General features: G+C 40.5%; 9 protein-coding genes. 3 read left to right on the plus strand and 6 right to left on the minus strand.

Annotated elements, in window-relative coordinates; genetic code table 11:
• Window positions 1-2 precede the first annotated feature (2 nt).
• Together ACSQ8O_RS06350 and ACSQ8O_RS06355 are read right to left on the minus strand one after the other, a co-directional pair.
• Window positions 3-1,181, minus strand: coding sequence for a Ger(x)C family spore germination protein (locus tag ACSQ8O_RS06350; protein WP_436240884.1), 1,179 nt, complete (start codon window positions 1,179-1,181; stop codon window positions 3-5).
• Window positions 1,168-2,667: a spore germination protein gene (locus ACSQ8O_RS06355; protein WP_436241955.1), complete on the minus strand. Its 1,500-nt coding sequence runs from the start codon at window positions 2,665-2,667 to the stop codon at window positions 1,168-1,170. Before ACSQ8O_RS06355 ends, ACSQ8O_RS06350 begins: the two co-directional genes overlap by 14 nt.
• A gap of 376 nt (window positions 2,668-3,043) precedes the next feature.
• Between ACSQ8O_RS06355 and cls the strand changes: the two genes are divergently transcribed.
• Window positions 3,044-4,471: a cardiolipin synthase gene (cls, locus tag ACSQ8O_RS06360; protein WP_436240885.1), complete on the plus strand. Its 1,428-nt coding sequence runs from the start codon at window positions 3,044-3,046 to the stop codon at window positions 4,469-4,471.
• 25 nt (window positions 4,472-4,496) lie between these two features.
• On the opposite strand, the gene ligD is transcribed toward cls, so the two are convergent.
• From ligD to ACSQ8O_RS06380, 4 genes are all read right to left on the minus strand, one after another.
• On the minus strand, window positions 4,497-5,387 hold the full coding sequence (gene ligD, locus ACSQ8O_RS06365; RefSeq protein WP_436240886.1) for a non-homologous end-joining DNA ligase: 891 nt from the start codon (window positions 5,385-5,387) through the stop codon (window positions 4,497-4,499).
• A 93-nt stretch (window positions 5,388-5,480) separates the two neighbouring features.
• Window positions 5,481-6,773 (minus strand): arsenic transporter, encoded by a 1,293-nt coding sequence (locus ACSQ8O_RS06370; protein WP_436240887.1) that lies wholly within the window; start codon window positions 6,771-6,773, stop codon window positions 5,481-5,483.
• 156 nt (window positions 6,774-6,929) lie between these two features.
• Entirely contained in the window at window positions 6,930-8,210 is a 1,281-nt protein-coding gene (locus ACSQ8O_RS06375; RefSeq protein ID WP_436240888.1) for an SLC13 family permease, read from the minus strand.
• A 174-nt stretch (window positions 8,211-8,384) separates the two neighbouring features.
• Window positions 8,385-9,056 carry an ATP-dependent DNA ligase gene (locus tag ACSQ8O_RS06380; RefSeq protein WP_436240889.1) on the minus strand — a complete coding sequence of 224 codons (672 nt, stop codon included), beginning with the start codon at window positions 9,054-9,056 and terminating at the stop codon, window positions 8,385-8,387.
• 142 nt (window positions 9,057-9,198) lie between these two features.
• Here ACSQ8O_RS06380 and ACSQ8O_RS06385 point away from each other — a divergent pair, with 142 nt between their 5' ends.
• Together ACSQ8O_RS06385 and ACSQ8O_RS06390 are read left to right on the plus strand one after the other, a co-directional pair.
• On the plus strand, window positions 9,199-10,509 hold the full coding sequence (locus ACSQ8O_RS06385) for a hypothetical protein (protein ID WP_436240890.1): 1,311 nt from the start codon (window positions 9,199-9,201) through the stop codon (window positions 10,507-10,509).
• Window positions 10,509-13,370 carry a hypothetical protein gene (locus tag ACSQ8O_RS06390; protein ID WP_436240891.1) on the plus strand — a complete coding sequence of 954 codons (2,862 nt, stop codon included), beginning with the start codon at window positions 10,509-10,511 and terminating at the stop codon, window positions 13,368-13,370. Before ACSQ8O_RS06385 ends, ACSQ8O_RS06390 begins: the two co-directional genes overlap by 1 nt.
• Window positions 13,371-13,378: the final 8 nt, after the last annotated feature.

The raw sequence follows: 13,378 nt of genomic DNA on the forward strand, positions 1-13,378 counted from the left end.
GACTAGATCCCTCCTTTGGCTACGTTGTGGTTAATCACACCGGTATCAGGAATAGAGGCTTTCACTACAATATTGAATTCGGCTTCTTTAAAATAGCGCTCCCAATCCTTACCGAATTGCTCGTTCCACTTCTGAGGATATGTTCGCCAGACCATGAGTCCAAGCTGAGCCGAGTCAGTGCCTTCCTTTTGCATCTGTTTAATCGTTGCGAGTATGGATAGTTTGATTTGTTCTGCGAACTTGGTTTCAATCTTGTGAAGGATATCGGAATTGAACAAATCCTCATCAGATAGGTCCTCTCGCACAGCTCCACGAGCATCTACGATAATGTCGAACGAAACTTTGTCCTCCAGGAGCTTAGGTGTTATGGCTGTCTTGCCGCCGATAACTGCAATGGAAATATTTTTGCCTTCCTCTATGGAGAACGTGAGCTGCTGCTCTTTCACTTGATTTCGGAGCCACAAAAGCCCAGATGCTTCTTTCTTTTTATAAATGCCAACCATTTTATCCCCTTTGAATTGCCCATATCCAATGAATTGGATTTCATGGGAAGGCTCTTTCGAGACTTGACTATCACGAGGTTCCAAATAGCTCATGATTGGATCACTATTAAAGCTTAAAGATATACCAACATCCTTCATTGTTGTAGGCATGGCATTGCGAGATTTGGTTAATTCACGAATGACTTCAGCAGGAAAACGCTCGAACTTCGGCTCCGTATTCAGAAGGTCATAGCCCTTGCCTTTGGTTACAATCAAGTAGCTCGTCATCCGATTCTCAGGTGAACGCGGAAGAACATCGAACAAGGAATTGATGCCAGCTTCCGCTAGTTTTTCGCCAATGACGATCGTTCTGCGGTGTGAGAGAAAGATGCGTCTAGACATACGCGTTTGAAGCTTGCTGACTGCATCGCGGAAGGTGGTCCCGACCTCGGAATCGATGTAATAGCTTTTACCTCCAGCGGTGCCGCCACCGCCGCCGCTAGCTCCACCCATGGAACCGGGGAGAGGGAACATATAAGTAACGCGATATCTACCGTCATCCTCTAAATCAGCTGATGAAGTAAGTACAAATGCGACGTCATTGGTCTCCGTACGATCCCAACAACCGGTTAGTAGAGTGGTGGAGAGTAGTAAGGTTAAGGTTACCACCATCCCAATGCGCTGCTTAGGATGTATCATTATTTGATTGCTCCTCCTTACTGGCTTTGTGTACATGATTTATGTTACTGCCATCTAAGCCTCCAGCTTTCTTGATCTGCGTGGACAGTTCACTGCTCTGACTCGTGTTATCTTGAACAGCCATAAACTCGGGACGCTTCTGTATTTGCCACCATGGCGCACGGATCAGAACATCTTTCAGATCCTTAGCGGATAAGGGGCCGACAGGTGATAAATAGGGAACGCCAAAGGAGCGGAGATTTGCCATGTGTCCGATCAGGATCATTAAAGAGAAAAAGATACCATAGAATCCGAAAATGGATGCGGCAATGAGAATAGGAAAACGCAGCATTCGAATTGCAATCGCACCATTAAATCGCGGAATGGTGAAGGATGCGATACCAGTGATTGAGACGACAATAACCATAGGTGCCGATACAATCCCAGCTTGGACGGCAGCTTGTCCTACAACGAGCGCACCTAAGATGGAGACAGCGGAGCCAACCGCTTTGGGAAGTCGGATGCCAGCTTCTCGCAGGGCTTCAAATGTGATTTCCATAATGAAGGCCTCAACGACGGATGGGAACGGAATAGCTTCCCGAGAGGCAGCTACGCTGAGCATCAATGCTGTTGGTAGTAGTGCTTGATGGTACGTTGTTATAGCGACATAAAGCGCTGGTGTCGTTAACGACAGAAACATAAAGACGTAACGAAGCAAGCGTAAGAGCGTGCTAATCTGGAATCGTTCATAGTAGTCCTCGCTCGTTTGCATGATTTGAATGAATACGAAAGGAACGATGAGAGCAAAGGGGGTGCCGTCTGTAAGGATGGCAATTCTTCCCTGGAGCAAGGCGGATGCGACCACGTCAGGGCGTTCTGTATATTGAATTTGCGGGAATGGCGAATAGGCGTCGTCCTGAATGAGTTCTTCAATCATGCCTGATTCGAGAATGGCATCAATCTTGATCTGTTCTAGACGTTTGACGACTTCTTCAACTAATGAAGGCATAGCTAAGTCATCCATATAGCAAACGACAAGATTCGTATTGCTTTCTTTGCCTACACACATCGATTTCATCTTGAGTTTAGGTGTCTTTAACTTGCGGCGTATCATGGAGGTGTTCGTACGGATACTTTCTACGAAACCTTCCTTAGGTCCGCGCACGACTGTTTCGGTCTCCGGTTCTCCAACGGAACGTTTCTCTGTCCCACGGATCCCGAGTAGAATGGCTTTCGCGTTCCCCTCAACGAGCAACGCAGCATCACCGCCAAGAACAGAGGTCAGCAAGTCTCCATAGTTATCGGAAATCTGCGTTTGTGACACCGGCAGAATGACATTAGCAATTCGCTCAATTGAGGTTTCACCGCCTCCGATCAGCATGAGTGATTTCATCGTATCGTTCAGAAGCTGTGTATTGGTTAGGCCATCTACGAAAAGAAGCAGGGCTGGGATATGAGGGTCAATCTCAAATTCTCTGACAACGACATCGGAGCATTCCTGAAACATGTCTTTAATAAATTTATGATTCTCATCGAGTAGCAGCGAGAGTTTAGTTTGTTTAAGGTCCTCAATAAACGGAATATCGAGAGCTTGATCCAAATCAGAAGGAGGGGTACCTTCACTGGAAGGTGTCGTTTTACGACTTTGCAGGATGCTTTTCATCAAATAGTTAGGTGTTTTGGCCAAGCGAGAGGCACCTCCTGCCACGATCAAGTTGAAGAAATTAGAATGCGTAGATTATGTTCTGCGAAACAGCAGGATTTTATTACGAAAGTTGGAAAGTTTTATTTGTAGAGGTTTTGTTGGAAAGTAAAGGTATAGCGGCGAAGGCCTTGGCAAAAGCTATCTCAGCATGCAGATGTAGGGATAGGAGCTGGTGTTGTTGATATGGATCATTCTATTACTGGTGTTATTTGTTTTTCAGGCAGCTACGATTTTAATTTGTGAATATAAAAGGCCTGCCAAGTCAGTAGCATGGCTAAGCATTCTATTTATTTTACCAATTATTGGATTTCTAATGTATTATTTCATTGCAAGGGAATACGTACGGCGGAAGAAAGTTCATGGTCATAGCAGTGATAGTACGGATAAACAAAAGCTCCAGGGTGCTCCGTATAGTGGCAGTATAGATTCCAAAAAAGGAGAAGACAGCTTCTTGCTGGGAGAACAGCGTCTGCGAGATTGGCTGCGTCATGTGCCTCATGCACCGATTACCGTATTAAACCGGGTTGACGTACTGACGAATGCCGACGTGACATACGAAGCGATGCTTGAGGCGATAGGGAAGGCCAGAGATCATATTCACTTCGAATTTTATACGATTCGCGATGATGCAATAGGCAGGAGATTTCAAGATGCATTGATTTCGAAAGCGAAGGAAGGGGTAGTTATAAGGGTTATTTACGATGGTGTTGGGAGTCACGCGCTTTCTAAAGCTTACATTACTTCATTGAAGCGGGCGGGTATTGCTGTTGAACCTTTCCTAAAGCCATTGATTGCTTTCTTTGAAAAACGGTTGAATTATCGGAACCATCGCAAAATTGTGGTTGTTGATGGCTTGGTTGGTTTCGTTGGAGGCATTAATATTGGGGATGAATACGTTGGCGGGGACCCTAAGCTTGGTTTCTGGCGAGATACGCACATCATGCTGCATGGAGACTCGGTATATGATTTACAACGCACCTTTCTGACAGACTGGTTTTTCGTTAGTGGAGAAAGATTGGGGGAAAAGCGATACTATCCAGCTCATTCCGAACAGGAGCCTTCGATCGTTCAAGTCATTTCTAGTGGTCCTGACGCCAGCTGGGATGCCATTCAGGAAATGTATTTTGCGGGCTTGATCGCAGCGAAGAATCGAATTTGGATAACAACGCCTTATTTCATTCCCGATCCGAGCATCACGATGGCTCTTAAATCTGCAGCAATCAGTGGTGTAGATGTACGCATCATTCTTCCTTTCAAAGCGGATTCTGTCATTGTCCAATATGCGTCAAAGTCCTATCTACAGGAATTATTGCAGGTAGGCGTTCGATTCTATATGTTTCGGAAAGGGTTTATTCATGCCAAAGTTATTATCGTGGATGACATCATGGCGACGGTGGGTACAGCCAACGTGGATATGCGTAGTTTTTTCAGTAACTTCGAATTGAATGCCGTGATGTTTGATAGGCATGTAATTTCCCGGTTAGAGAGTGATTTTGAGATGGACTTAAAGGAAAGTACGGAAGTTACATTAACTGAATTTGAGCTGAGGTCGTCTGGTGAAAAAAGAAAAGAAAGAATTGCGCGATTGTTATCCCCTTTATTTTGATGAAAAAGAGTAGTTCTAATTAGAACTACTCTTTTAATTTAGCTAAAATAGCATTCAAATTTTGAGGTGGAACACGATCGATGAGATCCCCGTATGTTCGTAATCGACTCATGATGGTTAGTTGATTGAACTCGCTAATGCTTGGACGAAGCTCTACTTCTTTCCAAAGTAAAGGAGTTGAGATCGTTGCGTCTTTTCTGGCACGCGGCGTATAGGGAGCAGATAGTGTTTTTCCATACCAATGCTGGAGGTAGTCGATATAAATCTTATCACCGCGATTTTTCTTGAAGCGCTCGATGGTAAACAGCTTCGGGTACATGTTAACGGTGTAGGTTGCGATGAAATGTCCAACTCTTCGGAGCTCTTCGAACGTATAGCCAGGTTGAATTGGAATGTAAATTTGTACGCCTGTTGCGCCAGATGTTTTGGGAACCGACTGAATACGCAGCGAATCGAGCACTTCCCCAATGATAAGAGCAGCCTCCATGATACGAGGTTCTTCCTCCAAAGTTGGATCGATATCAATCAGCCATTCTGCAGGATTTGTCTTCCCGATGTAATGGAAGGAAGGATGAAATTCCAAACAAGTCAGATTCCCGAGCCAAATGAGGGTAGACAAGGAGTCCAAATTGACATAGTTAATGCCATCTAGCGGGGCTAGCTTAACGAAGCTAGGCACAGGATCGGGGGCGTTTTTCTGATAAAAAGACTTATCATCATACCCATGTGGAAATCGAATCGTCGTTAGATGGCGATTACGGCAGTAACGTAGGAGGTAGGGCGAGAGCTCACTTAATGTCGTCAAATAATCCGCTTTTGTGATGCCTAAATCAGGCCATAGCGGCTTATTCGGATTCGTGATCGTCAACTCGTTGCCTTCCACGAGAAGCTTGGCTTTCTCTGCTTTAAACGCCATAGGCTTGGAATCGCTCCTTCTAAGCTTTTATTCACAATTATTTCCTAGGCGAGTGGTTCTCAAACGGAGTCACTACAAAAGCCAGACTGCGAATTAGGAGATAACCTGCAACCAGAGGTACAAACCGATTAGCGTGATGAGTAAGGTAGGGATCGTCAGAATTACGCCAGCTTTCATATAACCGCCCCACGTGATTTTTACTCCTTTTTTGGCAAGCACATGAAGCCAGATCAGGGTGGCTAGCGAGCCGATAGGCGTCATTTTAGGCCCCAGATCGGTCCCGATGACATTGGCATAAATCAAGGCTTCTCGGAGGATACCCTCGGTTTGAGTGCCTTGAATCGCTAAAGCATCAATCAGCACAGTCGGCAAATTGTTCATAATCGAGGAAAGGAACGCGGCAAGGAAGCCCATACCTATCGTGGCAACAAAGAGCCCTTCACCAGAAATGATATCGATAAGTTCTCCAAGCGCATCCGTAAGTCCGACATTTTTAAGCCCATAGACGACCACATACATCCCGATGGAGAAGATAACGACTGCCCATGGAGCTTCTCTCAAAATCTTTCTCGTATTCACCGCGTCGCTCGTTCTGGCAATGAGGAGGAAGGCAATAGCGGCTGTCCCAACGAGTATGGAAACAGGCACTTGGATAAATCCACTGCAGATATAGGTAACTAATAAGATGCCGAGAATCCACCAAGACAAACGGAACAAATTCATATCCTTTATCGCTTCCGAAGGGCGTTTCAGCTCCGCGATATCATAGCTTTTAGGGATTTGCTTGCGATAAAAAAGGTAGAGAACCAGCAAGCTTGCGCCTAACGAGAACAGACTGGTTACGAACATACGACTTGCATAGGTGACAAAATCGATTCCGAAAAAATCAGCAGAAAGAATATTTACCAAATTGCTGATGATGAATGGAAGTGACGTGGTGTCCGCGATAAAGCCGCTTGCCATAATAAAAGGGAGAATGGCGGCATCCGGCAATTTCATAGCTCTGACCATAGCCAATACGATGGGCGTAAGAATCAAGGCCGCACCATCGTTCGCAAAAAAGGCGGAAACCGCTGCCCCGAGCAGGATTACGTAGACGAACATGCGCTTTCCATTTCCTTTGGCCAAGCGTGCCATGTGGAGCGCAGACCATTCAAAGAAACCGATCCCGTCTAAGATAATGGAGATCAAAATAATACCAACAAAAGTGAGCGTGGCGTTCCACACGATGCCAGTAACTGTGGCGACATCCTGCAGCGAAACGACTTGGAAAGCGAGGGCAAGCAAAGCTCCTGCTGATGCTGACCAACCAATGCTTAAGCCTTTGGGCTGCCAAATGACGAAGGTAATCGTAAGTAAAAAGATGATAATAGCTAAATAAATCATGAGAGCCTCCAGATCGACTGATAAATAAACGACGCTGTAAATATCTCAAATTTATGGATGTCTGTATATAGATAAAAATTTGACAATGAATAAAAAACTTAAAATAGTATTACATAGAGGAACCGAGGGACTCCCTATTGAGGGGGTTCTTCTTCCTTACATAAAATATCTAACATACATATAAATATTGGCTAACCCAACGGAGACTAGCATAAGTGGAAAACCATATTTCATAAAAGCAATAAATTTGATGGGGTGTCCTTCTTTTGCAGCCAAGCCGGCGACGATCAAGTTAGCACTTGCTCCTATAAGTGTTCCATTACCTCCAAGACAAGCACCTAATGCCAGGCTCCACCAAAGCGGTTCTAAATTCTCCACGCCCATCGTACCCATTTCCTGAATCATAGGAATCATAGTTGCCACAAAAGGGATATTGTCTAGAAATGCTGAGGCGATCGCACTGAGCCATAAGATTAACATCGACGTTGCAATCGGATTACCTCCCGTCAATTCTACGGCCCTAGCAGCTAATTTAGAAATTACGCCTGTTTCTACCAAGCCGGACACCAAGATGAAAAGTCCAACAAAGAAAAAAATCGTCGACCATTCAACTTTGTTGAAAGCTTTTTCCATCGAATGTTCCCCAGTCAGTAGCAGTAACAGAAATGCCCCTGCTAAGGCTACTGTCGCGGATTCAAGGTGCAGCAGCTGGTGAAGAAAGAACCCGATTATGGTAAGTGCTAGAATGGAAAGACTTTTGGTTAGCAGTTTACGGTCTGTAATTACTTTTTTTTCGTCAATTTGCATCATACTCATCTTTAGCTCAGGCGTAGTTTGTATGTGCTTGCGGAAAATGATAACGAAGATCGGAATTGTGACCGCCATGATGATGACGACAACAGGTGCAAGATTAGTTATAAAGGCCATGAAAGTTAACTCTTTAACCGCACTTCCAATCATGATGTTGGGTGGGTCCCCGATCAGCGTTGCAGTACCGCCGATATTAGATGCCAAAATTTGTGTAATGAGGTAGGGGACGGGATTAACGCGCAATTGGCGGGTGATGCTGAAGGTGACAGGTACCATGAGCAATACGGTTGTCACATTATCAAGGAAAGCAGAACCAATAGCTGTAATAAGTACGAGTGATACCAGAATTCTGACAGGATCACCCTTTGCTTTCTTTGCTGCTAATAATGCGATATACGTAAACAATCCTGTTTCTGCCGTAATACTTACAATAATCATCATGCCAATTAAGAGTCCCAGTGTATTGAAATCAATATGATGCAAAGCGGAACCTTGATCAACAACTCCAATAACGACCATTAGGACACCGCCAATCATTGCTACGATAGTGCGATGTATTTTTTCGGTGATGATCATGCCATACGTAAGTGAAAAAATGCCAATTGCCAAGATTGCTTGCTGTTCCATAGTTCTAGATCCTCCTGAATGTCGGTATTTGTTTGTTTTTTTGCATAAAAAAAGAGCCCTACCAAGGACTCCTTATGTCGAAAAAGAACATAAGGAGCCCTTGGTGACAGGCTCCTCCATAACGCAACTAAATATAAGATTAGTTTCAAGTATAACCGATTCGCTTCAACAAAACTAATTTTGATTGAAGTTACACAAGCTTACATCCATTTTCATGAAAGATTGTATGCTCGGGTGTCTCAATGTTTTGTTGTGTGTCCATTCCATAAAGCTAACTTTCACAACGAGTTGTGGGGTTATCCATACCGCTTCTTTCGACCTTTCAGGTTCGTTGATGAAGGGACGCTCTTGCGTTGTCATGCTTTGAACCAGATCGGTGACATGTTGCCAGTCCTTCACGGTGAGTTTGCCAGTACCCGCATGGCCAATATACCATAGCTGCCCCTGATCATCATACAAGCCTAATAAAAGGGAATTCACGATTTTGCCTCTATAGGTAACACCGCTTACGACGGCATAGAGATCCTTGAAAATTTTTTTCTTCAGCCATCGCTTATCCTTACCGTTGATGACATAACTGCTTGTCAGGTCCTTTATCACAATGCCTTCTAATTCATGCTGCTCCACAATGGCAAATAGTGCTTCCATATCATCATGATTGGTGACGAGTTGGACTAGGTGGTTCGGCTTCATGATGGATGCTAACCTATTTTGTCTTTCTTTCAGGCTCAAATGTAGTAACCAATCTCCGTTCAAATAAAGGATATCGAAGACCATGTATGTGATGGAGACTTGCTGCATGGCTCGAGTCACTGTGCTGGATTTCCTAGCGCTGTCACGTTTCATGATTTCGTTGTATAACGATAATTGGATGTTAATATATAAAATTAGTAGATTAGAACAATGGAACTTAATAAACAAAGGATTTTATATTATGACCATAAATACCTATCTTGGATTTAATTAATACACATGGAAGGAAAGTCAGATGAAGTATTTAGCGAATATTAAATTTGTTGTTAGGGAATTTGAAGCTATTGAGTTCTACAATGGGAGATCATTTAAAAAGAGTTCTATAGGGATTGGTATAGAGAACTGCACAACAGGTGAAGTATTTCCTAGCTCACTTACACACTTTGTTACCTCAACCTATCGTAGGAAGCATGGGTCTATAAGTTCCCAAAGAAATCCTGCTTATGAAATTGTGAAGTTTTTAAATTTCATTGTTTCTCAGATTAATAATGGAGCCCAGGATTATATTTCATTACAGTCAGAGGGACTATTTGGACTAAGACTTTTACATGGGGCTGGTTATATAAGTTACTTATCTTTAATAGCAGCCGAAGGTGAACTAGATGATCAGTATGTACTTAGAATAGAAAGATATTTAATTCAGTTTTATAAGTGGTTACAAAAGCAAGGAATTATTAATAAACCCTTCGACTATGAAGAAGGTGATAAATCACCATTTGATGACATTGAACTGGGGACGATTTATCCCAAAAAACAAAAAAGACCATCAAATAAACTTGTTGATTTCGGGGATAACCGTCTGGAACTTGTCCTTAAGTTTATCAAGATAGCAGAACAAATCGCTCCGGAAATAACGCTTGGTATTGCTTTTCAATTTTTTGGAGGCCTTAGATTAGGGGAAGCAGTTAACTTAACGAAGAGAAGTCTGGAAACCCCTAACTATTTCTCGGAAAACATCGGAATCCCTCAATTTGTTTTACAAGTTCGAGATAACCAAACAATTCTATTTAGTCATCGCAAAACCTCAATTCATGAACAAGTTAAAAGACCACGAAACCAGAGTTTACTAGTCCATCCTTTATTATCTTCAATATATAAGCGACATAAAAATAGACTCCTGCACTTAAAAAATGAAGGGAAAATAAAGAATGATAATGCATTATTTGTTTCCACAAGAACAGGACTAGCTATTTCGGGGAAAAGCTATCATGAAAAGTTTATGGCAGTTAAAAATGCCTTTTTAATGCAGATAAGCAGAGAAGAACGAATTGAAGATTTTGATTTCCTTACCAAGAAACATTGGTCTACACATATATGCCGCGGTGTTTTCACTAATTTTTTACTGGAAATAGGTGCAACTGTTACACAAGTGGCTATCGCCCGTGGTGATAAGAGTATAACGGCGGTACTTCAATATGTTGAAGAAGCAAATGCTATTAAAATTACACAAGAAGCATTAAATAGGATTCGATCAGCCTATGACATGGAAAAAGCTGAAATTACTAACGAATGTCAAGAAGTATGGACAAAAGGAGCTATTACATAATGGATTATAAGCTGTACTCGGTTAGAGAAATTCTTTTACAACTTGGACATTTGGAGAAAGATTTACAAGCATCTGAAGATACCATGGACGTGTACGTTACGATAAGCCAATTAAATGGAGGTATTGAGGGAATTCAGCTAGCATCAGTTGTCACTTACCGTCTAGCAAAATTAAAGAGAATCAAAACAAAAACGGTGGTAAACGGAAAAATGAAATATGATATCTATCATCTAAATGATGCTGCACAATATATCCTAGAGAGGAATTTGTTCCTTGATGAAGTGAAAAAAGGAAATTTGCTGACTTTTGACAAAATCTTGCGATATTTCGGTAATACTGGTAAAGATTATCTAGGTTCAAAATATATTGAGCACTTTAAGAAATTTGATAAGAAAAATCTTTTGAAACTGATTCTACTGGGCGAACGAATTTATCCATTTCCTAAAACCTTCTTTTTTGTAACAGGAGAATCATTTAATAAATTTATTGAGGAATATATGTCAATTCAAGAAGCAATGAATGAACTTGGCGTAAGCCGTAATATTTTCTTTCGCGATTTTCCTGGTGAGATAATTAATCTTTTTAATGAAAGATATAACTATAGATTTATTAAACGAAACGACCTTTCGTTATTTCAAAGAAAAGTCCGAGTTTACACTAGTGGCTATAAGAGAAAGACTGTTTCCAATAATTCTACTGTAAGCTACCGTGTAGTGACCACTACAAAATCACATATAAACAACAAACTTAACATTGCTTGTGTAAGCAAGAAAGTAACCAAAACGACGCTAAGTATATCTATAGAAAACTTGGAAAAGACCTTGAAAAATTATCATATAGTGCCTATTTCTAGTGCTAACTATATAGCCCAAATTGATTTAGATTTCTTAGTAACTGAGCAAAGTAAACAGATTGATGATTACAGCGCTCTTTATATCTTATCAAATGAGATTAAAGAAAAATATAATATTAGTCATGCTGGGAAGAAATTTAAATGGATCCTTCCCCCACCATTGATTTGTGTGAAAAGAGCAAATCTGGATTGGTCAGGTACAAAATTTTTATATTTGAAGACAGATATTACTCAATATTTGGAATATAAACAAAATAAAAAAGCAATTAGGCTTGACTCGAATCAAACAGGTCTAATATATTCTACGGTCGATTCTCAACTATTCCATAGTTTCCTAACCATAATCGATCAATTAAATATCAGTTTCTCTAATGATTCACAAGAAACAAAGGCATTCTGGTATAAATACGTTGAACGTAAATTGGCAAAGTCTTCAGCTAATGCCGAAACAAAAAGTGCAGACGTTTCAAAACTCTTAAAAATTACTGAGTTATTCATTCGACATACGGCAGACAAAGAAATTTTTTCATATTCAATAAACGAATTAAATTTACTTTTCTTTAATGACATGATTCAAATTTCTTATCAACAGGAGATAAGATTTTTCTTAAGTACAATAAAGAAAGCATTATTAAAAAAAGGCATTGATTTAAAAATAAGCAATTTAAGATACGATCCTAGTACTGTAAATGATAAAAGTACTGATAAGGATATCTATTCCATCGAAAATTATATTCAATTACTTGATTATGTTGGAAATATTAAATTGCATAAACTCAATGCGATAAATGATATCAGGAATTTTAAGTCCAATTATTATCATTACTCTTCCTCTTGGTTGTATGTATTACTGCATCTAAATAATGCTTGGCGACATTATGATGTCACTTTATTCCCGAGGATCGATTTAAATCATACCAAAATATCAAGTTTAGAGTGGTTACAGGCAAATGAAATCTCAAGGGAAGATGCACAAAGGATTGTCGCTCAAATCAAATCAATGAATTTGATTCATTCAAAAACCGGTAAAATTAGGTACTTTTTTTGCTCAGACGAACTATTATTACCTTTTGCGAATGCTGCAGCTATTTGTGAACTGAGATGTAGATTATACGAGCCCTTCTCAGACTGCTTGATAGATTTTAAATCAAATGCTAATGCAAGTAGAATATTCAAAATAAGAAGTAAAAAAAGATTCTTCTTCAATATGATAGAAAATTTAAATTTTGAATCCTTAAAGATGAACAGAACTATCATCAGTTATATGTACAACGTAATCAAAAAAGTTACAAACCGAAACCCTCTAGAAATAACAAAATTTATAAGAAGTCACTCTGATGAAGAGGTCAACAATATATATTTAATATTAACTCAAGAACATTTAGATTTTCTGACGAGACAATTATTCAATACAGGACATTTTGGATATATTTATGATTTGTTAGGAGAAATTTTATTTAATGATTCCCCACTTGAGTTAGAGGAAAAAGCGAGTCGTTCGTTAATACTGAAAGACACATTTGGAGATATTTTTCATGTGGAGAGAATGGCAGGGCTTCTTCGAGCATTATTGAACGAACGGACGTCTGTTTCAAATATTCTTAATGAACTTCACCCAGAAAAGACCAAAAGTCTCCTGAATTTAATAAAACTAGGACAGCAGCCTGCAAAAGAAGATGGTTACCAATGTATTTTCACTAAATGCAAATACCCTGAGAAGAGTTGTGGTAAGTGTCAATGTTCAATTCCCAACATATATGCCCTGTCTAAATTAGGTATTGTTCTAAATAAGAGAATTGAAGAGTATAAACAAAAATTTGACACTGGATTAATTGGTGATAGAACTCGGATTGCCAACCTGCTCTATTCTGAACTATCTCAACTTAAAGAAGCCATAAATAAGTTTGGAGAACACGTTGTATCAGAATTTTTAGAGGGTGGTATAGAAACGTTAAGGGAAAAACTTAGTTTATTACCTAGTGGAATTCAAAATTTAACGATGAAATGAGATTATAA

The organism is Paenibacillus sp. LjRoot56, assembly GCF_964253335.1.
In the GTDB taxonomy this organism is placed as follows: domain Bacteria; phylum Bacillota; class Bacilli; order Paenibacillales; family NBRC-103111; genus Paenibacillus_E; species Paenibacillus_E allorhizoplanae.

Coding starts and splice junctions, on each gene's coding strand:
- ACSQ8O_RS06350 (WP_436240884.1), bottom strand. CDS start 1,181: ATGATACATCCTAAGCAGCGCATTGGGATGGTGGTAACCTTAACCTTA.
- ACSQ8O_RS06355 (WP_436241955.1), bottom strand. CDS start 2,667: ATGTTTCAGGAATGCTCCGATGTCGTTGTCAGAGAATTTGAGATTGAC.
- ligD (WP_436240886.1), bottom strand. CDS start 5,387: ATGGCGTTTAAAGCAGAGAAAGCCAAGCTTCTCGTGGAAGGCAACGAG.
- ACSQ8O_RS06370 (WP_436240887.1), bottom strand. CDS start 6,773: ATGATTTATTTAGCTATTATCATCTTTTTACTTACGATTACCTTCGTC.
- ACSQ8O_RS06375 (WP_436240888.1), bottom strand. CDS start 8,210: ATGGAACAGCAAGCAATCTTGGCAATTGGCATTTTTTCACTTACGTAT.
- ACSQ8O_RS06380 (WP_436240889.1), bottom strand. CDS start 9,056: ATGAAACGTGACAGCGCTAGGAAATCCAGCACAGTGACTCGAGCCATG.
- ACSQ8O_RS06385 (WP_436240890.1), top strand. CDS start 9,199: ATGAAGTATTTAGCGAATATTAAATTTGTTGTTAGGGAATTTGAAGCT.
- ACSQ8O_RS06390 (WP_436240891.1), top strand. CDS start 10,509: ATGGATTATAAGCTGTACTCGGTTAGAGAAATTCTTTTACAACTTGGA.